This window comes from Salsipaludibacter albus (genome assembly GCF_019798055.1).
GTDB lineage: Bacteria > Actinomycetota > Nitriliruptoria > Nitriliruptorales > Nitriliruptoraceae > Salsipaludibacter > Salsipaludibacter albus.
The window spans coordinates 176,119-196,482 of the sequence record NZ_JAHOPH010000002.1; the positions used below are offsets into that span (position 1 = coordinate 176,119).

Below are 20,364 nucleotides of genomic sequence, written 5' to 3' on the forward strand. Positions count from 1 at the left end.
ACCCGATCATCCCCGGCAGGCGCCCACGGCAAACATGGCGCCTCCGGGGCGGAGACGGACCGGGCGAGCAGCAGCGTTTGCCGTGGCGCCATCGCGGGAAGCCCGGCCGCACCCGTCGTCGTCCACAGGATCGGCATGTTCGCGACCTGGCTGTTGGCCGTCGCCGGCCTGTCGCTGGTCGTGGCGTTCGCGGCTCGCCGCCTCGACGAGATCCCGGTGTCCGCGCCATTGGCGGCCGTGGTCCTGGGGGCCGTCCTCGGCCCGGAGGGGCTGACGTTGCTCGTCGCCCCGGACCACGCGGTCCTGCTGGAATCGACCCGGATCCTGCTGGCGATGACCCTGATGACCGTGGCGCTGCGGCACCCACTCGACGTGATGCGGCGACGCTCCGGCGGGGTCGCCCTGCTGGTGCTCGTCGTCATGCCGGTGATGATGCTCGTGGCGGCCGGCGTGGCCGCCGTGCTGCTCCCGCTCGGCGCCGGCCTGTGCCTGCTGCTCGGGGCCTGCCTCGTCCCCACCGATCCGGTCCTGGCCTCCGGCGTCGTGGAGGGGCACCGGGCGGAGGACGACGTCCCCGATCGCCTGCGGCAACTGCTCGGCCTGGAGTCGGCGGTCAACGACGGCCTCGCGCTGGTGCTGGTCGTGGTCACCGCCGCGGTCGCCGGAGTGGTCTCGTGGGACGTGGTGCTCACGCGGGGGATCGTGGGCGTACTCGGCGCGCTGGTGGTCGGCGCCGCCCTCGGGTGGGTCGCCGCGCGGGCACTGCGTGCCCTGGTACGCCACGAGTACGGCGACGACAGCACGGTGCCGCTGCTCACCCTGGTCTTCTCGCTGTTCGTCCTGGGCCTGGCACAGCTGCTGGGCCTCGACGGCATCCTGGCCATCTTCGCGGCCGGCGTGGTCTACAGCGCCGGCATCGGCGAGGGCGAGCGGGTGGCACAGCACCGCGTGGAGGAGGGCGTCGATCGCCTGCTCGCCCTGCCCGTGTTCGCGTTGTTCGGCGTCATGCTGCCAGTCGACGCCTGGGTCGACCGCCCGGTCGTGGCCGTGCTGGCGCTCGGTGTCCTGGTCCTGCGTCGTCTGCCGGTCGTGTACCTGTTGCGCCGGCGCCTGGGCATCGATCGCGTCGGGGCGACCTGGCTCGGCTGGTTCGGGCCGATGGGCGTGGCATCGATCTTCTACCTGTTGGAGGCCGAGGAGTTCGGCGGTCCGGAGGACCTGTGGGTCCACGGGTCGGCCGTGGTCGCCGCGAGCGTCCTCGTGCACGGCACCACGACGGGCGTGGGACGACGCCTGCTTCGCGAGCGCACGGGCGACCGGGACGTCCGCGACTCCACGACGACCGGTGCCCGGGGCTCGTGACGCCGCCGGGACGTGGCGTCGCTGCACCTTGGTGCTGTCCCGTGGCCAGCGTCCGCCCCGGGAACCGACTCAGTCGGAGGCGCGGCCGGCCAGCCACGTCGCCGTGGCGCCCGCCGCGGCACCGATCGCCGCGAGCACTCCGAGGTCCCGGCGGGACAGGCCACGATCGTCGTCGGTGGGCGACGCGTCCTCGGGTCGCGACGTCGTGGGACCGGCCGGACCCGTCGTCGAGGCGAGGTCGAGCACCTCGGCGAGGTGGAGGGGACGGCGGGGACGTGGACCGTCCTGCAGGTGGGCGACCTGGGTCCGGCAACTGAAGCCGTTGGCGACGACCAGGGTGTCGTCGGGGACGGCCCGGACGGCCGGGAGCAGCTTGCGCTCACCGGCCGCCACCGACACCTCGTGGTGCTCACCGGCCTGGAAGCCGAACGACCCCGCGAGTCCGCAGCACCCCGCGTCCAGTTCCTCCCAGTCCAGCCCGAGGCCGTCGAGTGCGGCTGCCTCGCCGGCCATCTCCAACGCCCCCTTGTGGTGGCAGTGCCCGTGCACGATGGCGCGCCGGTCCAGCGACGGCCAGTCGTGGCCCTGCTCGTCGAGGAACTCGCCGAGCATGAAGGTCGACTGGGTCAGCCGGCGGGCGTCGTCGTCGTGCGGGAGCATCTTGGGGAGCTCGTCGCGGAAGGTCGCCACGCACGACGGCTCCATGCCGACCACGGGGATGCCGGCTGCGACGTCGTCACGGAACTCCGCGACCAGGGCCTCCAACCGTCGACGGGCGAGTCCGAGGAAGCCGTAGTCGTAGAGCGGTCGACCGCAGCACAGGCGTCGACGAGGGACCCGGACGTGGTGGCCCGCGCGCTCGAGCACCCGCACGGTGGCGCGGCCGACGTGTGGCTCGAAGCGGTCCACGAAGGTGTCGGGGAACAGGATCACCGGCGGGCCGTCGGGATTGGCGGGCTCCCGGTCGGCGAACCACGATCGGAAGCTGCGGTGGGCGAAGCGCGGCGCCGGGCGACGCCGCGTGACCCCTGCCACGCCCTTGGCGAGGTCGCCCAGCAGCGGTGCACCGAGGGCGGCATTCGCCAGCCCGGGTGCCAGGGCACCCACAGCGGCCCACCGGTCGATCAGCCCCAGGGCGTAGTGCACGCGTGGGTGGAGCCGCCCGGCGTAGTGGTGGTGGAGGAACTCCGCCTTGTAGGTGGCCATGTCCACGTTCACCGGGCAGTCGGTCTGGCAGCCCTTGCAGGACAGGCACAGGTCCAGCGCCTCGCGCACCGAGTCGTCGCGCCAGCCGTCCAGGTCGCTGTCCGGTTGCAGCATCTCGAACAGCAGCCGTGCACGCCCACGCGTCGAGTGCTGCTCCTCGTGGGTGACCATGTAGGACGGGCACATGGTCCCGGCGCCGTCGTCACGTCGGCAGGTCCCGACGCCGACGCAGCGCAGGGCGGCACGGTGGAAGTCGCCGTCGTCGTCGGGGTAGGCGAACGCGAGGTCGTCGGGGTGCCACGGTCGGTGGTCGGCGCCCAGGCGAAGGTGTTCGTCGACCCCGTCGGCGTCCACGACCTTGCCGGGGTTCATCCGGTTGTCGGGGTCCCACACGTGCTTGAACGTGTGGAAGGCCGCCATCAGCTCGTCGTCGAACATCCGGTCGAGCAACTGCGCCCGCTGTTGCCCGTCGCCGTGCTCGCCGGACAGCGAGCCGCCGTGGGCCGCCACCAGGTCGGCGGCCTCGTCCAGGAACGTGCGGTACTGCGCGACGCCGGCGGCCGAGCGCAGGTCGAAGTCGATCCGGCAGTGCAGGCAGCCGTCCCCGAAGTGGCCGTAGAACGAGGCGTCGTAGCCGTGCTCGTCCAGCAGGGATCGGAGCTCGCGCGTGTAGGCCCCCAGGTCGTCGGGATGTACCGCCGAGTCCTCCCACCCGGGCCAGTGGTCGTCACCGCGGAAGTGTGCGGTCACGCCCAGGCCGGCCTCGCGCGCTGCCCAGACGACCTCGATGTCGTCCGGGTCGGTGTACAGGTGCATGGACGGGCCGCCGTCGGCGCTGCGGCGCAGGTCCTCGGCGAACGCGCGTGCCTCCTCGGGCGTGTCGGCCGCGAACTCGCACAACAGCCATCCACCGCCGTCGGGCAGGTAGGGGATGGCCCGGGCGTGCTCGCCCTTGTCGCGCATGTTGTCCACCAGGTGCTGGTCGATCCCCTCCAGGGCGACCAGTCCGTCGGCATGGCGGACCTGGGCGACCGCGTCGGCCGCCGCGTGGACGTCGTCGTGGCCCAGGACCAGCATCGTGCGTTCCGCCGGGGCATGGTGGAGGCTGAGCCGGGCACGCAGGACCGTCGCACAGGTCCCCTCGCTGCCGACCAGCGCCCGGGCCACGTTCGCGTCGCCGTCGACGCCCAGCGCTCCCAGCGAGTAGCCGGAGATCGGTCGCGGGATGTCCGGGTAGCCCGTGCGGATCGCGTCGGCATGCCGGTGGCGCAGGTCGTCGAGCTCCCCGTACACCCGGCCCAGGGCGTCGTCCCGGGCGGCCAGGCGGCGGAAGTCGGCGTCGCTCGTCGGTCCCACCCAGGTCCGCGTCCCGTCGGCCAGCACGACCTCGAGCGCCTCGACGCTGTCCTGGACGCGGCCGTACCGGAAGGCCTGCGCGCCACACGAGTCGTTGCCGATCATGCCACCGATGGTGCAGCGGTTGTGGGTCGACGGGCGGGGTCCCCACGTCAGGTCGTGCGGGGCGATCCGGTCGAGCAGGTCGTCCAGCACCACCCCGGGTTGCACGAGCGCCGTGCGGCCCGCGACGTCGACCTCCTCGATGGCGTCGAGATGGCGAGAGCAGTCCACGACGACGGCGGTGTTGCAGGCCTGTCCGGCAAGGCTGGTGCCGCCACCCCGCATCGTGACGGGCGCGCCGTGGTCGCGGCACACCTCGTGCACGGCGACGACGTCGTCGAGGCTGCGTGGCGTGATCACGCCGATCGGCACCTGCCGGAAGTTCGAGGCGTCGGTGGCGTACAGGTGGCGACTGCCCGGGTCGAAGCGCACCTCGCCCTCGATCGCGCTGCGCAGGGCGAAGGCCAGTGCCTGCTGGTCGTCGTCGTCCAGGGGAAGGGTCGTTCGTGGGTCGAGGGCGGTCATGTTCGCTCCGTGGGATGCGCCGGGGGCGGGGGCCTGCCATTGGCGAGTTGGTCGGCCGCCGACCGGTCCAGCTCGAGGCCGTGCCCGGGGCGGTCACGGTCGGGGCGCAGTGCGCCGTCGATCGGCTCGAGTCCACCGCGGAGCACCACCGACTCGATTCGGACATGGTCGTGGAACCACTCCAGGTGGCGGAACCGGCGGGTGGCACAGCCGGCGTGGGCGGCCAGGTTCGGGGCACAGTGGGCCGACAGGTCGAGCTGGTGGGCCCAGGCGAGCCCTGCCGCGTCGAACCAGCCCGTGAAGCCGCCGCACCGGGTGACGTCGGCCTGCAGGCAGTCCACGGCGCCGGCCTCGAGCAGGTCCCGGAGGCGGAAGGCGTCCCAGCCGTACTCGCCGGCCGCGACGTCCATGCCCGCGGGGCTCCGCCGCCGGACGCGTGCCAGTCCGTCGCGGTCGTCCGACGAGACCGGCTCCTCGTGCCAGACGACGCCGGAGTCGGCGAAGTCCTGCGACGCCCGCACGGCCTGCTGGACCGTGTGGGCGCCGTTGGCGTCCACCATCAGCGCCGGCGTGTCCCCGATGACCTCGCGGACGGCGGCCACGCGTGCCGGGTCCCGTCCCGGGTCGCGGCCGACCTTCATCTTCACACGGGGAATCCCCCGGTCGACCCAGCCGGCCAGCTGCCTGGCGACGTGGTCCACGTCGTGGTTGGTGAAACCACCCGACCCGTAGACCGGTGCGGCGTCGCGCGCACCACCCCACAGGTCGACCAGCGAGCTGTCGAGCAGCCGTGCACGCGCGTCCCACAGCGCGACGTCCAGCGCCGACACGGCGAGGGCACCGATCCCGGGACGGCCGGCGTTGCGCAGCGCAGCCACCATGTCGAGCCAGCGTGCCCGTACGTCCAGTGCGTCCGCGTCGACCAGCACCCCCGCGAGTTCGTCGCGGACGAGGGTGGCCACGGCCGTGGGGCCGTAGGTCCAGCCCAGGCCGGTGACGTCCCCCGCCGTGACCTCGGCGACCACCATCGTGGTCGAGTCCCAGGTGTGGGTGCCGTCCTGCTCGCGTGTCGTGGTGGTCGGGAACGTCCAGGGGGCGACGTCGACGTCACGGATCCGTGGCCGGGACGCGACGGGCACGTCAGGACCGCATGCGAACGAGGAAGTCCTGCACCCGTTCGCGTGCGCCCGTGCTGATGATCCCGGCGGCGTCGCGGTCACCGCCGAGCAGCGCCTTGACCAACGACTCGACCTGGTCGGATTCGACGTGTGGCGGGATCGGCGGGACGTCGGGGTCGACCCGGGCCTGGACCACGGTCGGGCGGTCGGCCGACAGGGCCCGGTCCCAGGTGGGGCCGACGGCGTCGGGGTCGTCCAGGTGGTGCCCGGCGAGCCCGAGCGACTCGGCGAAGGCGACGAAGTCGACCCGGGGCACCTCCTGGGTCTCCTCCAACTTGGGGAAGCCGCCCATCGCGCGCATCTCCCAGGTCACCTGGTTGAGGTCCTGGTTGTCGAGCACCAGCACGACCAGTCGGGGATCCTCCCACTCCCGCCAGTACTTGGCGATGGTGATCAGGACGTTCATCCCGTTCATCTGCATCGCCCCGTCGCCGACCGTGGCGATGACCGGTCGACCGGGATGGGCGAACTTGGCCCCGACCGCGTGGGGCATGGCCGGCCCCATCGTCGCCAGCGTCCCGGACAGGGAGGCGCGCATGCCCTCGCGCAGCCGCAGGTCGCGGGCGAACCAGTTGGTCCCCGAGCCGGAATCGGCCGTGATGATGACGTCGTCGGGGAGCCGGGAGGACAACTCCCAGTAGACCCGCTGGGGGTTCAGGGGATCCGCGTCGACCATGGCCCGGCGCTCGACCAGGTCCCACCACTGGGCGACCTCGCCCTCGAGCTTGTCGCGCCAGGACCGATCGACCTTGCGCTCGATGCGGGGCAGGAGCCGTCGCAGGGTCAGGGCCGCGTCCCCGACGAGGTTGAACTCGAAGGGGTAGCGCAGGCCGATGTTGTGCGGGTCGATGTCGATGTCGATGGCCCGGGCCTGGTCGAGTCCGGGCAGGAACTGCGTGTAGGGCATGTTCGAGCCTATGCACAGGAAGGTGTCGCACTCGTCCATCAACGTCCACGAGGGCTTGGATCCCAGCAGGCCGATCGGGCCCGTGACCCAGGGGAGGTCGTCGGGCAGCACGTCCTTGCCCAGCAGTGCCTTGGCGACGCCGGCGCCCGTCAGCTCGGCCAGTTCACGGACCTCCGCGGCAGCGCCACGTGCACCCTGGCCGACCAGGACGGCGACCCGTTCCCCCGCGTTGACCAGCTCGGCTGCCGCGTCCAGCGCGTCGTCGGGTGGGCTGATCTCGGGCTCGACGACCCCGCGGCTCGACGGGACCATCTTGAAGGCGTGGCTCGGGGCCACGTACTCCTGCTCCTGGACGTCGATCGGGACCACGATCGCGGTGACGGTCCGGCGAGTCAGGGCCGTGCGCATGGCGCGGTCGACCGCCAGCGGCAGCTGTTGGGGCGAGGTGACCTCGACCAGGAACGCCCCGGCGACGTCCTTGTACAGGTTTGTCAGGTCCACCTCCTGTTGGTAGGAGCCACCGCGGGCCGTGGTCGCCTGGGCGCCGACGATCGCCAGGACCGGCTGGCGATCGAGCTTGGCGTCGTACAGCCCGTTGAGCAGGTGGATCGCCCCCGGGCCCGACGTGGCGAGGCACACGCCCACCTGGCCGGTGAACCGGGCATGTCCGGAGGCCATGAAGGCCGCCAACTCCTCGTGCCGAGCCTGCACGAAGCGCGGTCCGTCCGCCCGCTGCATCGCCGCGTGGATGCCGTTGATCCCGTCGCCGGGATAGCCGAACATCCGATCCACCTCCCACTCACGCAGGCGCTGGAGCAGGGCATCGGCGACGGTGGTGGTCATCCGGGACTCCTTGTCGCGGTTCGGTTCGGGCGCTTGGGGCTGGGCCTGCCCGGCGGGTCGACGGCCCGTTCGGGGGCTTCCCGAGCCGATGACACGACAAACATGTCCCGATGACCGCCCCGCCGCGACGACGTGTGGGCCCGGGGCGATCCGGATGTGTAGCCCGGGGCACGAACGGGCACGGTGAGGTGCGAGCGCTCCGAGGAGGTCCACATGCACCCGACGGGTTGGTTGACGTTGGCGCTGGACTGGGGCGAGGCCGGCCTGACCGTCGTCACGGTCGTGGGGCTGTACGCCCTGACCATCCTGGCCAGTCGGTTGCTCGGGCAGCGGCAGTTCTCGTCGCTGTCGAGCTACGACCTGGCGTTCACGTTCGCCCTGGGGGCGATCATCGGTCGTGGGGTGCTGGTCGTCACCAACCTGTCGGGGGCGGCACTGGCGCTGGTCACGATGTTCGTGTTGCACGCCGGCCTGGGGTGGCTGCACCACCACGTCGAGGCGGTCCACCGGTTCACGCAGAACCGGCCGATCCTGGTTGTGGCCGACGGAGAGGTGCTGTCGGCCGGGCTGCGACGGGCACGGATGAGTCGGACCGAGCTGCGGCAGTGCCTGCGCAGCCACGGCGTCGGCAGCCTGGACGAGGTCCGGGCCGCGATCCTCGAGCGCAGCGGTGAGGTCAGCGTCGTGCCCGTGGCCTCGCGACTCGACCATGCCCTGCTCACGGAGGTCGTGGGCGCCCGTGAGCTCGCACCATCGGAGTGACGGGGAGGGGCGGACCAGCGCTCGTCCCGCCCGGTCGGGGAGAGGTGTTGCCGTCGACACGGGAACGGACATGGACGACTACCCGGACATCGCGGAGCTGGCGCTGGTCGGCGACTGCCACTCGGCTGCCCTGGTCGGGCTCGACGGCGGGGTCGAGTGGTGCTGCTTCCGGCGCTTCGACGCCCCGCCGGTGTTCGCCCCTCTGCTGGATCGCCGACGAGGTGGACGGTGCCTGGTCACGACCGTGGGGGAGCACACGACCACGCGTGCCTACGAGCCGGACACGAACGTGCTCCGCACGACGTTCGAGGCGCCGGACGGCGTGCTGGAGGTCGTCGACGCCTTCGTGGTGGACGACACGCGGGCCAGTGGGTCGACGGGCGAGGTCGAGCCGCACATGCAGCTGGTGCGCTGGGCACGGTGCGTGGAGGGACGCGTCGAGCTCGAGGTCGACGTGCAGCCTCGCTTCGAGTACGGGCTCACGAGGCCGCGGATCGACCTTGTGGACGACGGACTGGTCACGGTGACCGGTGGTCCGGACGCACTGGTCGTCACATCGGACTTGCCCTTGGAGTCGGCCGACGCCACCGGCTGCGTGGCCCGCGAACGCCTCACGACCGGCGACGTGCGCTTCCTGAGCATCGAGTACCAGCGTCCGCACCAGTTGGAGGTGCGGCCACGCTCGCGCGACGAGATCGAGCAGCGACTCGACGGGACCCGGCGGTTCTGGCGACGCTGGTCGTCGCGGATCGGTTACGACGGTCCCCATCGCGACGCCGTGGTCCGCAGCGCCCTGGTCCTGAAAGCACTCACCAACGCGCCGACAGGTGCCATCGTGGCCGCCCCGACCACATCGCTGCCGGAAGCACCGTCCGGCGGACGGTCCTGGGACTACCGCTACACGTGGCTGCGCGACACGGCGCTGATCCTGGATGCCCTGTTCGCACTCGGCCTGGTCGACGAGGGCGAGGCGTTCGCGGCCTGGTTGCAACGCACGACGGCCGGTCGGGCCCACGACCTGCAGCCGTTGTACGGGGTCGGTGGCGAACGGCTCCTGCACGAGTGGGAACTGGACGGCCTGGCCGGCTATCGGTCGGCTCCCGTCCGGATCGGCAACGCCGCCTCCCAGCAGTTCCAACTGGACGTCCACGGCGAGCTGGTCGACGCGGTGTGGCGCCTGCATCGGCACGGCGGACAGGTGGACCGTGGGCTGTGGGCGTTCGTCAAGGAGGTCGCGGACGTCATCACCGAACGATGGGACCAGCCCGACCAGGGCATCTGGGAGGTCCGCGGCCGTCCCCGGCACTTCGTGTCGTCCAAGGTCTTCGCCTGGATCGGCCTCGCCCGTGCCGCCTCCATGGCGACTGACCTGGAACCGGACCTGGACACCACGGAGTGGGAGGACGCCGCCGCGGCCGTCCGCAACGACGTGGCGGAGCGCGGGGTGGATCCCGACAGCGGGGCGCTGACGCGCTCGTACGACGACGATGCGGCCGACGCGGCCAACCTGGTCGCGGTGCTCGAGGGCTTCCCGGACGAGGACGGGTCGATCCTGCCCGCGACGGTCGACCGGGTCCTCGAGGAGTTGTCGGCGGCCGAGGGGTTGGTCCACCGCTACCGGGTCGACGACGGGATCGACCACGATGAGGGGGCCTTCGTGATCTGCTCGTTCTGGCTGGTCTCGGCGCTGGCCGCCGTGGGCGAGGTCGAGCGGGCCCATGAGCGGTTCACGGCGATCCTGGACCACGCCAACGACGTGGGACTGCTGAGCGAGGAGGTCGATCCCGACGACGGCGCGCTGCTGGGCAACTTCCCCCAGGCATTCAGCCATGCTGGCCTGGTCCAGGCGGCACTGGACCTCGCCGCTGCGGACGGGCGGGGAGCCGCATGACGACGCCGGACCTGGTCGACGCCCGGTGGATGTTTCCGGAGCGTCCGGGGCGGGGTACCCCCCGGGTGGTCGAGAGGGAGAGATGCCATGCACGAACACGAGACCGTCGTCGTGACCGGTGCCTCGGCAGGGGTGGGGCGTGCGGTCGCCGTCCGCTTCGCCCGCGACGGGTGCCGGGTGGGCCTGCTCGCACGTGGACGGGCCGGCCTGGAGGGTGCCTCCCGCGAGGTCCGCGACGCCGGGGGGCAGGCCCACCCCGTGGTCACCGACGTCGCGGACCCCGCGGCGGTCGAGGCAGCCGCCGACGAGGTCACGGACCGGTTCGGTGACATCGACGTGTGGGTCAACAACGCCATGGTCACGGTCTACGGCCGGTTCTGGGACCTGTCGCCGGAGGAGTTCCAACGGGTGGTCGAGGTCACGTTCCTCGGGTCAGCCTGGGGCCTGCAGGCGGCCCTCCGCCGGATGCGTCCGCGCGACGAGGGGACGATCGTGCAGGTCGGCTCGGCCCTCGGATCCAGGGGCATCCCCCTGCAATCGGCCTACTGCGCGTCCAAGCACGCACTCAACGGGATGCTGGACTCGGTGCGCACGGAGCTGGCCAGCAGCGGCAGTGCGGTCCACCTCGGGATCGTGCAGTTGCCTGCACTCGACACGCCCCAGTTCACCTGGGGACGCAGCAAGCTCGACGCCCATCCCCAGCCAGTCCCACCGATCTTCCGGCCCGAGGTCGCGGCAGACGCGATCCACCACGTCGCGCGCACCCGTCGTCGCGAGGCCTGGGTCGGGTCGTCGACGGTGCAGACCATCCTCGGCAGTCGCCTGTCCACCGCCGCCATGGACACCTACCTCGCGCGGACGGGCGTGGATGCCCAGCGGGCGGACCACCTCGACGACACGGGCCGGGCCGACAACCTGTTCGCGCCGGCGGACGACCACGAGGACGCAGGCACCGCCGGGCCCTTCGGTGACCGGTCGCGTGACCACAGCGCCCAGTGGTCGCTCGACCGCCACCGGGCGGGGATCCTGGCGTCACTCGCGGTCGCCGTGTCGGGGGCACTCGCGGCATGGGGCTTGGCACGGCCGGGTCGACCGGCGCGCTCGCCGCGTGCGGACCGGTCCGGCGTCCTGGCATGACGAGCCGTTGCGGGCGGGCACGGACCCGAGCGCCGACGTCGGCTCAGCCCCCGGCGTCCTCGTCGTCCCGATCGCGTGCCTCGGCCAGGGACGACGGTGCGTCCACGTATTCGGCGTGGGCACCGTCGTCGCGTTCGGCCAGCGTGGCCTTGTCGGACGGTGTCGGCTGGTCGGGCCGGGCGGCGGGGTCGTGCTTGTCCCGGGTCACGGGGGGATCCTCCTCGGCCTCGTCGTCCGGACGGCGGTCACGATCGTTGGTCACGGGGCTGCTCCTGGTCGCTGGCCATGGTGGCCCGGCGTGGTGCGAGACGACCCGGCCGGACGGGCGGGTCGGGTGGGGGACTCGCCGGTCACTCGCCCGGCGTCCGGAGGTCGGGGACCGGGTCCTCGACCTCGTCGAACTCCCGGCCGACCAGCCGGTTGCCCAGCCAGGCGTGCAGGATCACGAGCTCCGCGATGACCACGCCCAGCGTGGCCAGCCGCAGGTCGGACTCGGACACCCCCGCGAGCCCCGTCGTGAAGGACAACGCGAGCGCCACCCCCGATGCCAGGGCGAGCAGGGCGGCGAGGTCCATCCAGCGACCGCTGCGGCGTGGCGGCAGGGCCACCAGGGCCACGCCCAGCCCGACGGCGGCCAACGCGCTCAGCACGAACGCCAGGCGCAGCCAGGCCGGAGCCGAGTCGGGCGGGACGATGCCCTGCAGGAGGTGGATGCCGGCATAGACGAACAGTCCTGCCACCATCAGGCCGCGGGCCACGACGTCCATGTCGACTCCTCCACGAGCTGGTCGTCCCCGACCGGCCGCGCACGAACGCCCGGAGGGCGGGGTGCCCACCCGGATCGCTCGTCGCGCCGGGTGGCTCGGGGCCGTGCCGCCGGGCAACGGTCCTTCCCGGGCCTGTGTGAACCCAAACACCTGTCCGTGCTGCCGACCCGTCGTCCGGCCACCTGATGGCGCAGTCCATGCTCGGCGCGTTCCTGGCCGTGGCCACGGCCACCGTGGTGGCCGCGACCGCCGTGGCTGGCGTCGCCCTGTGGCGCCGGCCGGTGGATCCGACCGCGGTGGCGTGGTCGGCCACGCTGCCGTGGCTCGGGGGCCACGAACCCGAGACGCATGCCTGGAATCGCTTCCACGCGCGCTACTACCCGATGACGCTCGTCCTGCTCGCCTTCGAGATGGAGATGATGTTCATGTACCCCTGGGCCGTGGTGTTCGCCGAGCTCGGGACGAAGGCACTGGTGGAGATGGCGGTCTTCCTGGCCCTGCTGTCACTCGGGGTCGTGTACCTGTGGCGCGAAGGCGGCCTGGCATGGCAGTGACCCGTCCGGTCCCGGGCCGTCTCGCACGGTGGGCAGGCGCCGCGCCGGTGCCGGTCCACGTCGCGGTGGGCCACGGCGGTGACCCGGTGCTCGCCCAGTTGCGCGCCGATCGACGGGTCGAGGTCGTCGCGACACCGCGCCACGCCACCGTGCTGGTGGTCGCCGGCCACGTGCCCGAGGCGGCGCGCACCGCGCTGCACGCCACCCACGACCAGGTGCGCGCACCACGGGCAACCGTCGTGGTGGGCGTCGAGGGCACGATGGTCGGGATCCCGCATGCCGTGTCGGTCCCGCGGACCGGGCTGGTCGACGGGCTCGTGGCGGTGCAGCACGACCTGCTGGCCGGCGATCGCGACGATCCGTCGATCGGCCCGGACGACAACCCGGTCGCGTGGCAGGGGGTCGGCCCGCACGGACAGGGGGGCGAGGGGATGATGGGCGGCGTGCCGTGGGGCCGACCCATGGCGATGCCACCCGTGGAGGGCAGGGACGGCCTCGCCCTGGATCGACTCGCGCTGCGGCTCGGGCCCTTCCTCGCCGGTCTCCCGCCACTCCTGGTGGTCGACGTCGGGCTGCAGGGCGACGTCGTGGAGGAGGTCGCGGTCGAGCCGGTGCCCGCCGACGAGCCCCCGGGGTCGATGGGCACCGACGGGGAGGACCGCCCGAGCGTGGTGATCACCGAGCTCGTCGCGCTGGCCGAACTGCTCGCACTGGTCGGGCTGGCCGGGATGGCCGTCCGGGTGGCCCGCCTGGCGACGGGCCCGGTCACCCCGGGGGACGTCGCGGGCCTGCGTCGGCGGCTCGACCGGCCGCTGGGCCTGCGGACCGCGACCGACGGTGTCGGGCGGCTCGACCTGTCCGGACGTGCCGGTGACATCACCGCCCGATGGCGGGCGTGGCTCGACCGGGCAGCAGCGGCCGCGGCCGGGGACCGGGTGCCGCCCACCGGGACGCTCGATCTGGACGCCCTCGCCCACGAGCTGCTGGGCATGGAGCTGGGTGCGGCGTTGCTGTCACTGGCGTCGCTCCGCCCCCAGCTCGCGGCCGCCACGGCCCTGCCGGCGGTCGCCGCATGATCGAGGTCGCCGGTGCCGCCCACCCCGTCGTCGGGGCCCTCGTCGTGGTCGCGGTGCTGGCGCTCGGGGCGATGGCGGTCGCGGTCACGGAGTCCGTGGTGACGGCACACGTCGCCGGCTCGCCGCTCGGCTCGGCCTGGTCACGTCCGTGGCGCCGGGCAGCGCTGGTGCTGGCCCGGCCGCAGCCGGTGACCGAGCGTCCCGACACCCTCCTGTGGGTGCTCGCCCCCGCCGCCTACGTCGGGATGGCCGCGCTCGGCCTGACCGTGCTGCCGCTGGGGACGGTCTGGGCCGTGGCGGACGTGCGCACCGGCATCGTGGTGCTCGGCTCGGCCGAGGTCCTGGCCATGGTGGCGGTCTTCCTGCACGGCTGGGCGCCGAACTCGCCCCTGCCCCTGGTGGCTGGGTACCGGTTCGTGGCCGCCGGGTTGTCGTTCCTGCTGCTGTCGATATTCGTGCTGATCGCCGCGGCGTTGCCGGCCGAGTCGATGAGCTTCGGCCGGATCGTCGCGTCCCAGGAGGACGGGGCCTGGAACGTGCTGCGCCAGCCGCTCGGGCTGCCGCTGTTCCTGGTGGTGGCACTGGCAGTGAGCCTGCACGGCCCGCTGGACGTCGCCGACGCCGGCGAGCTGGCCGGTGGGACGACCGCCGAGGTCTCCGGACCCGCACGGCTCGCCTGGGGATTCGCCCGGCGCGCCATGCTGACCACCTACGCCGTGGCGACGGCGGTGGTGTTCCTGGCGGGTCCGGCGGGGCCGTTGCTCCCCGGATGGGCCTGGCTCGCGGTCAAGTCGCTGGCAGTCGTCGTGGTGCTCGTGTGGATCGGCCAGCGAACGGCCCGGGTCCCCGTCGAGCGGTTCGTGCGGGTCGCCTGGACGGTGCTGCTGCCGCTGTCGTTCCTGCACCTGGCGATCGCCGGGGTGGTGACGCTGGCATGACGGGGACCTGGGTCGACATCGCGTTCGGGGTGTTCGCCGTCGCGGCCGCCTGGTTCGGGTGGCGCGTGTTCGTCACCGACTCGATGGTGCGTGCCACGTTCAGCCTGCTGGCATCGTTCCTGAACGTCGGCGCGATCCTGGTCCTGCTGCTGGCGGAGTACCTCGGCGTGGCGATGTTCTTCATGATGGGCGTGGAGATGACCGTCATGGCGATCTACATGGTCGCGTTCATGATGAACCCGGCCGGGCTCAACCCCATGCAGATGGTGCACCAGCCCCGCGTCGCCGTCGTCGTGGGTGTGTTGTCGACCGCGGGGTTCGGCGCCGTCGCCCTCGCCGCCGATCTGGACACCGTCGCGATCGTCGACCCGGACGGGACCATCCGCGCACTGGGGCACGAGCTGATGGGCAGCTCGATGCTGGTGATGCAGGTCGTCGGGGTCACGTTGGTGGCGACCATGGTGGGCGCCGTCGTGCTGTCGGCCGCGTCGGGCCGGTTCGGCCCGGCCGACGTGGGCTCGGTGCCGCCCGCGATCGTGCCCGGTGACGACACCACCCGGCCGGGCGTCGACGTCGGCGGCGACGGCGGCGGCCATGACCACGACCATGGCCACGGCGGCGGCGCACACGGCCACGACGACGGGGGGGACGCATGACCGTCGTCACCGTGCTGCTGGTCGCCGCCGTCCTGCTCGGGATCGGGACCTGGGGCGTGCTGTCCCAGCAGTCGTTCGTGATGATCATGATGGGGTTCGAACTGGCCATCAACGGGGTCATGCTCGCCGCCGGCGCACTGTGGCGGTTCACGTCGGGAGGTGAGCCGCGTGGCCAGGTCCTCGTGGTCGTGGCGATGCTGGTGATGGCGGTCGAGGCCGCGATCGGGTTCGCGCTGGTCGTCGCGGTCTCCCGTGCCCGTCGCGCCGACACCACCGAGGGCATCGCGGAGCTGCGACGATGATCGCCTGGTCGCTCCCGCTCGTGCCGATGGTCGCTGGCCTGGCGATGGCCGCGACCGGTGGACGGGTCCCCGAGGGGCGCCGGCGACGAGTCGTCGGCGCGACGGGAGTGGCGGTCATGTTCGTCACGCTGGTCCTGGCCGGGGGCGCTGTCGTGGTGGAGTCCTCCGGGTCCCACGACGTGGGCGGCGGACTGGCGCTGCACGTCGCGGCGGGCGGCCTCCCCGGCTGGGCGGCGTTGCTCGTGTCGGGGGTCGCCACGGCGGTCGTGGCCTGGGCGGCCGCACACGAGGACGTCGACGGCCTCGGTTCGCTGCTCGGACTGCTGGTGGCGTTCGTCGGGGCCATGCTCCTGCTGGTGGTCGCCGACGACCTGGTGACGCTCGTCGTCGGCTGGGAACTGGTGGGGATCGCGTCGTGGGCATTGATCGGGCACCGGTGGCGGGATCCCTCCGCGCCGGCCGCGGCGGCCCATGCCTACAACGCCACGCGGTTCGGGGGGCTCGGGATCGTGCTGGCGGCAGGCGCCACCTTCGCGGCGACCGGCACGGTGGCCTTCGACGCGATCCGCCTGCTCGACGGGGCCGCGCTCGGTGTCGTCGCGGCCGGGATCCTGCTCGCCGCGGCCAGCAAGTCGGCCCTGGTGCCCTTCTCCCCGTGGCTGTTCTCGGCGATGGCCGGACCCACCGCCGTGTCGGCGCTGCTGCACTCGTCGACGATGGTCGCGGCCGGTGCCTATGCGTTGGTCCGTCTCGGACCGGCCCTCGAGCCGGTGGGTTGGTTCGGTCCGGTCGCCATCGCCGTGGGCCTGGTGACGGCGCTGGCTGGTGGGGTCGTCGCGCTCCTGCAGGGCCATGCCAAGAAGTTGCTCGCGGCGTCGACCTCGGCCCAGTACGGGTTGATGGTCGTCGCCGTCGGGGCGGGCTACCCGGTCGTCGCGTTCCTGCACCTGGCGGCCCACGCCCTCCTCAAGGCCCACCTGTTCCTGTCCGCCGGCGTGGCCAGGGAGGCCGTCGGCTCCCACGACCTGGCCCGGATGCGGCTTGGCAACCAGCTGCGGTCCACGGCATGGTTGGCCGCGGTGGCGGCGCTGGCGCTGGCCGCGTCCCCCCCGCTCGGTGCCGCCTGGACCAAGGAGGAGGTGCTCGCCGCCGCCGCCCACGACGCCGTGTGGATCGGGCTGGCCGTCGCCGTGGCGGGGGGGCTGTCGGCCGCCTACGCGACCCGCTACCACCTGCTGGCCTTCGGCGGTCGGCGGCACGACGGTCCCTCGCCGCGCCCGGCACCCCTGCGCCGACCGACCGGAGTCGAGGTGGCGGCCATGGCGGCCCTCGGGATGGGGACGGTGGCACTGTCGGTGCTGTGGGTGCCCTCCGTCCACGAGGCCGTGGTGGCGGGACTGGACGGCGAGCTGCCCACGCCGGCCGCATGGGAGTTGCCCACCTCGCTCGCCCTGGTCGCCCTGGGGGCCTACGTGGTGTGGTCGCGGGACCGGTCCGGCCGACTGGGCCATGTCCCGGCCGTCGGGCGGGCCCGGGCGTTGGCCGACTGGCTCGGCCTCCCGACGCTCACCCGACACGTCGTCGTCACCCCGACCCTGGCACTGGCGCATGCCCTGGCCCAGGTCGACGACCGGGTGGTCGACGCGGGCGTTCGTGGGGTCGCCCGGACCGCCACGCGGGTCTCGGACCTGCTCGGCCGACGGGTCGAGTGGTCGGTGGACCGGGTCGTGGCCGCCATGGCCGGCGGCGTGTCCCGGCTGGCCGATGTCTTCAGCCGGGACGGGGAGCGGGCGGTCGATGCCGTCGTCGCGGGCGTGGCGCGCGTCGTCGAACGGGGCGGTCGGGACGTCCGCCGCCTGCAGACCGGGTTCGTCCACCACCAGTACGTCGTCGTCGCTGTCGGGGTCGTGGTGGTGCTGGCCGCCGCGATCCTCGGGAGGTAGCCATGCTCACCACCGCCATCCTCGTGCCCCTGCTCGGTGCGGTCGCCGTCGCCGTCCTCGGCCGGCGCTGGTCCGACGGCGTCGCCCGGGCCGTCGGGGTCGGCGTGACCATCGTCCCGCTCGCGCTCGTCGTGGCCGCCTGGGCCGCCTTCGACCGCTCGTCGCCAGAGCTGTTCCAGCTGGTGACCGAGGTGGACTGGATCCCGACCCTGGGGGTGGGGTATCGCGTCGGGGTGGACGGCATCGCGCTGGCGGTGGCCGGGGTCACCGCCGTGGTCTTCACGGCAGCCGTCGCCCACCCCGCCGAGACGCGGGGGATCGCCCACCAGTACGTCGCGTGGTTCCTGTTCCTGGAATCGGCGTCCCTTGGCCTGTTCTTCGCGCTCGACCTGGTCCTGTTCTACGTCTTCTTCGACCTCAGCCTCGTCGGGATGTACTTCCTGGTCAGCCGCTGGGGTCACGACGACGCCGAGCGGGCGGCCCTGAAGTTCTTCCTCTACACCTTCCTCGGCTCGTTGTCGCTGTTGGTCGGGATCATCGCGCTGGGACTCTCGATGGACCCGATCACCTTCGACATGCGTGCCATCATCGACGCCCAGCCCCTGGCCGCGGCCGGCCACGCCATGGTCGTGCTGGTCCTCGTCCTGGTGGGACTGGGGATCAAGACCCCGGTCGTGCCGTTCCACACCTGGCTGCCCGCCGCCCACGTCGAGGCCCCGGCCACCGCGTCGGCCGTGCTCGCCGGCGTGCTGTTGAAGATGGGGACCTTCGGGTTGATCCGCATCCCGTACGCCATGATGCGCGAGACCTTCGCCGACGCGGCCGTGGTGGTCGGCATCGTGGCGGTGATCAGCATCCTGTACGGGGCCCTTGTCGCGCTCGGCCAGGGCGACCTGAAGCGCCGCATCGCCTACACGTCGGTCAACCACATGGGCTACGTCGTGCTGGGCGTGGCCGCGGCCGGGTCCGTGCTCACGGGCGACGAGGCGGCGCGCGGCCTGGCATTGACCGGCGCGACGGTGCAGATGGTCGCCCACGGGCTGATCACCGGCGCACTGTTCCTGCTCACGGGGTCGATCTGGCGACGCACGCACGACTTCGACCTGGACCACTACGGAGGGTTGTTGGCCACCGTGCCCCTGCTCGCCGGCGCCACGATCCTGGCTTCGTTCGCCAGCCTCGGGCTGCCGGGCCTGGCCGGGTTCGTGGGCGAGTTCCAGATCTTCGTGGGCACCTTCGCCGTGCTGCCGGTCCTGGCCGGGATCGGCCTGCTCGGGATCGTGATCACCGCGGCGCTGTTCCTGCAGCTGCTGCAGCGGCTGTTCCTGGGTGAGCTGCCCGAGGACCTGGCGACCATGCCCGACCTCGACCCGGTCGAGCGGACGACGCTGGCGGGACTGCTTGCGCTGGTCGTCCTGATCGGGGTCGCGCCGCGGTTCCTGGTCGACACCGCCAACGCCGCCGCGTCGATCCTGGTCGGGGGTTGACCCGGTGACGATGTCGATGCAGTTGTCGCACCTGGCACCCCAGATCGCGGTGCTGCTCGGTGCGGCAGCGACGCTGCTGGTGGCGATGTTCGCGCCCCGCGATCGCCAGTGGCTCAACGCCCCGGTGGCGCTGGTGGCGATCGCCGTGGCCGCGGGCCTGCAGGTCGGGCTCCTCGGTGGGGTTCCAGTCCTGGCCTTCGACGGCCTGTGGGCATTGGACGCCGTCACCAATGTCGCCTCCCTGGCGATCCTCGCGGCGACGGCCCTCGTGGTGCCGCTGGTCCCGCGCTGGCTCGCCCCGGACGCTCGGCACGGGGAGTACTACCCGATGCTGCTGCTCGGTGCGCTCGGCGCGATGGTCATGGCCGCCGCGACCGACCTCAACGAACTGGTCGTCGGTGTCGTGCTGTCCTCGGTCACGGGCTACGTCCTGGCTGCCTGGCATCGCAGGTCGGCCTGGTCGGTCGAGGCCGGGATGAAGTACTTCCTGGTCGGCGGCCTGGCGAACCTCGTCCTGCTGGTCGGCGTGACACTGGCCTTCGCGGCTGCCGGGAGCACGTGGTACCCGGCCCTCGCCAGCAGGCTCGACGGCGTCGACCCGTGGCTGCTCGTGCCCGCGACCGCGATGCTCGTCGTGGGCCTGGCCTTCAAGGCGGGTGCCGTGCCGACCCACTCGTGGGTCCCCGACGTCGCCGAGGGTGCGCCGGCGCCGTCCGCCGCCTTCGTGACGGTCGTGCCGAAGATCGGTGGCCTGGTCGCGCTGGCCCGGCTCCTGGCGGTCGTGCCCCCCGATTCTTCTGGATGGCGCGTCGTGGTGGCGACGGTCGCGGTCCTGACGATGACGATCGGGAACCTGGCCGCGCTCGGCCAGGACGACGTGCGGCGCCTCCTGGGGTGGTCGAGCGTGTCCCAGGCCGGCTACGCCCTGGTCGCGGTGGCCGCCGTGGGGGCCAGCGACCGGGCATTGCCCGCCCTGCTCCTGTTCCTGGTGGTCTACGCGGTCGCGAACATCGCCGCGTTCGCCGTCGTCACGGCCCTGCGGGGACGGACCTCGCTGGCCGACTACGCGGGTGTCGCACGGCGCCAGCCCGGACTTGCGGTCGCGCTGATCGTCGCCATGCTGTCCCTCGTGGGGATTCCTCCGCTGGCCGGGTTCGCGGGCAAGTTCGCCGTCTTCACCGCCGGCATCGACGCCGGCCTCACCTGGCTCGTGGTGGCTGCCGTGGTCAACACGGTCGTGTCCCTGGCGTACTACCTCCGCGTGGTGGCCGCGATGGTGTTGCGCCCGTCCCCCCACGACGTCCACCGGCTCGGACCGTGGTCGAGCACCGCGGTCGGCGTCGCCACCGTCCTGCTCGTGGTCCTGGGGCTCCTGGCGGGCGCGGTGCTCGAGGTGGCCAGCGGTCCGCTCGCCGGCTGACTGCGCAGCCGT

At 72.8% G+C, this 20,364-nt stretch carries 17 protein-coding genes; 12 read left to right on the forward strand and 5 right to left on the reverse strand.

Annotated features, from left to right (window positions below; translation table 11 throughout):
* The first annotated feature begins 135 nt into the window (after nucleotides 1-135).
* On the forward strand, nucleotides 136-1,362 hold the full coding sequence (locus KR546_RS02605; RefSeq protein ID WP_238443146.1) for a cation:proton antiporter domain-containing protein: 1,227 nt from the start codon (nucleotides 136-138) through the stop codon (nucleotides 1,360-1,362).
* Nucleotides 1,363-1,431: 69 nt separating this feature from the next.
* Here KR546_RS02605 and KR546_RS02610 read toward each other — a convergent pair whose 3' ends face one another.
* From KR546_RS02610 to KR546_RS02625, 3 genes are read right to left on the reverse strand one after another with little or no spacing between them, the layout of a single operon-like run.
* A complete protein-coding gene (locus KR546_RS02610; protein ID WP_274387485.1) occupies nucleotides 1,432-4,491 on the reverse strand; it encodes an FAD-binding and (Fe-S)-binding domain-containing protein in 3,060 nt (1,019 codons plus the stop codon).
* Nucleotides 4,488-5,630, reverse strand: coding sequence for an enolase C-terminal domain-like protein (locus KR546_RS02620; protein WP_238443147.1), 1,143 nt, complete (start codon nucleotides 5,628-5,630; stop codon nucleotides 4,488-4,490). The genes KR546_RS02610 and KR546_RS02620 overlap by 4 nt, the downstream gene beginning before the upstream one ends.
* 1 nt (nucleotide 5,631) lies before the next feature.
* Nucleotides 5,632-7,419, reverse strand: coding sequence for a thiamine pyrophosphate-requiring protein (locus KR546_RS02625; protein WP_238443148.1), 1,788 nt, complete (start codon nucleotides 7,417-7,419; stop codon nucleotides 5,632-5,634).
* Between the two features lie 213 nt (nucleotides 7,420-7,632).
* Here KR546_RS02625 and KR546_RS02630 point away from each other — a divergent pair, with 213 nt between their 5' ends.
* The 3 genes from KR546_RS02630 (at nucleotide 7,633) to KR546_RS02640 (ending at nucleotide 11,209) form a co-directional block, all read left to right on the forward strand.
* Nucleotides 7,633-8,181, forward strand: coding sequence for a DUF421 domain-containing protein (locus KR546_RS02630; RefSeq protein ID WP_238443149.1), 549 nt, complete (start codon nucleotides 7,633-7,635; stop codon nucleotides 8,179-8,181).
* A gap of 70 nt (nucleotides 8,182-8,251) precedes the next feature.
* A complete protein-coding gene (locus KR546_RS02635; RefSeq protein ID WP_238443150.1) occupies nucleotides 8,252-10,072 on the forward strand; it encodes a glycoside hydrolase family 15 protein in 1,821 nt (606 codons plus the stop codon).
* Nucleotides 10,073-10,159: 87 nt separating this feature from the next.
* The gene (locus KR546_RS02640) at nucleotides 10,160-11,209 is read left to right on the forward strand and encodes an SDR family oxidoreductase (protein ID WP_238443151.1); all 1,050 of its coding nucleotides are present in this window, start codon (nucleotides 10,160-10,162) and stop codon (nucleotides 11,207-11,209) included.
* Nucleotides 11,210-11,252: 43 nt separating this feature from the next.
* Here KR546_RS02640 and KR546_RS02645 read toward each other — a convergent pair whose 3' ends face one another.
* Both KR546_RS02645 and KR546_RS02650 read right to left on the reverse strand, forming a co-directional pair.
* The gene (locus tag KR546_RS02645) at nucleotides 11,253-11,471 is read right to left on the reverse strand and encodes a hypothetical protein (RefSeq protein WP_238443152.1); all 219 of its coding nucleotides are present in this window, start codon (nucleotides 11,469-11,471) and stop codon (nucleotides 11,253-11,255) included.
* Between the two features lie 88 nt (nucleotides 11,472-11,559).
* Entirely contained in the window at nucleotides 11,560-11,976 is a 417-nt protein-coding gene (locus KR546_RS02650; protein WP_238443153.1) for a hypothetical protein, read from the reverse strand.
* Between the two features lie 185 nt (nucleotides 11,977-12,161).
* On the opposite strand from KR546_RS02650, the gene KR546_RS02655 reads away from it, so the two are divergent.
* The 8 genes from KR546_RS02655 to KR546_RS02690 are packed head-to-tail and all read left to right on the forward strand — an operon-like array spanning nucleotide 12,162 to nucleotide 20,352.
* Nucleotides 12,162-12,530 carry an NADH-quinone oxidoreductase subunit A gene (locus tag KR546_RS02655; RefSeq protein WP_238443154.1) on the forward strand — a complete coding sequence of 123 codons (369 nt, stop codon included), beginning with the start codon at nucleotides 12,162-12,164 and terminating at the stop codon, nucleotides 12,528-12,530.
* The gene (locus KR546_RS02660; protein WP_238443155.1) at nucleotides 12,521-13,606 is read left to right on the forward strand and encodes a hypothetical protein; all 1,086 of its coding nucleotides are present in this window, start codon (nucleotides 12,521-12,523) and stop codon (nucleotides 13,604-13,606) included. The genes KR546_RS02655 and KR546_RS02660 overlap by 10 nt, the downstream gene beginning before the upstream one ends.
* The gene (locus tag KR546_RS02665; protein WP_238443156.1) at nucleotides 13,603-14,544 is read left to right on the forward strand and encodes a complex I subunit 1 family protein; all 942 of its coding nucleotides are present in this window, start codon (nucleotides 13,603-13,605) and stop codon (nucleotides 14,542-14,544) included. The genes KR546_RS02660 and KR546_RS02665 overlap by 4 nt, the downstream gene beginning before the upstream one ends.
* Nucleotides 14,541-15,200: an NADH-quinone oxidoreductase subunit J gene (locus tag KR546_RS02670; RefSeq protein ID WP_238443157.1), complete on the forward strand. Its 660-nt coding sequence runs from the start codon at nucleotides 14,541-14,543 to the stop codon at nucleotides 15,198-15,200. The genes KR546_RS02665 and KR546_RS02670 overlap by 4 nt, the downstream gene beginning before the upstream one ends.
* Nucleotides 15,197-15,502, forward strand: coding sequence for an NADH-quinone oxidoreductase subunit NuoK (locus tag KR546_RS02675; RefSeq protein WP_238443158.1), 306 nt, complete (start codon nucleotides 15,197-15,199; stop codon nucleotides 15,500-15,502). The genes KR546_RS02670 and KR546_RS02675 overlap by 4 nt, the downstream gene beginning before the upstream one ends.
* Nucleotides 15,499-17,445: an NADH-quinone oxidoreductase subunit 5 family protein gene (locus tag KR546_RS02680; protein WP_238443159.1), complete on the forward strand. Its 1,947-nt coding sequence runs from the start codon at nucleotides 15,499-15,501 to the stop codon at nucleotides 17,443-17,445. The genes KR546_RS02675 and KR546_RS02680 overlap by 4 nt, the downstream gene beginning before the upstream one ends.
* A 2-nt stretch (nucleotides 17,446-17,447) precedes the next feature.
* A complete protein-coding gene (locus tag KR546_RS02685; protein ID WP_238443160.1) occupies nucleotides 17,448-18,932 on the forward strand; it encodes a complex I subunit 4 family protein in 1,485 nt (494 codons plus the stop codon).
* A gap of 16 nt (nucleotides 18,933-18,948) precedes the next feature.
* Nucleotides 18,949-20,352 carry an NADH-quinone oxidoreductase subunit N gene (locus KR546_RS02690; RefSeq protein WP_238443161.1) on the forward strand — a complete coding sequence of 468 codons (1,404 nt, stop codon included), beginning with the start codon at nucleotides 18,949-18,951 and terminating at the stop codon, nucleotides 20,350-20,352.
* Nucleotides 20,353-20,364 lie beyond the last annotated feature (12 nt).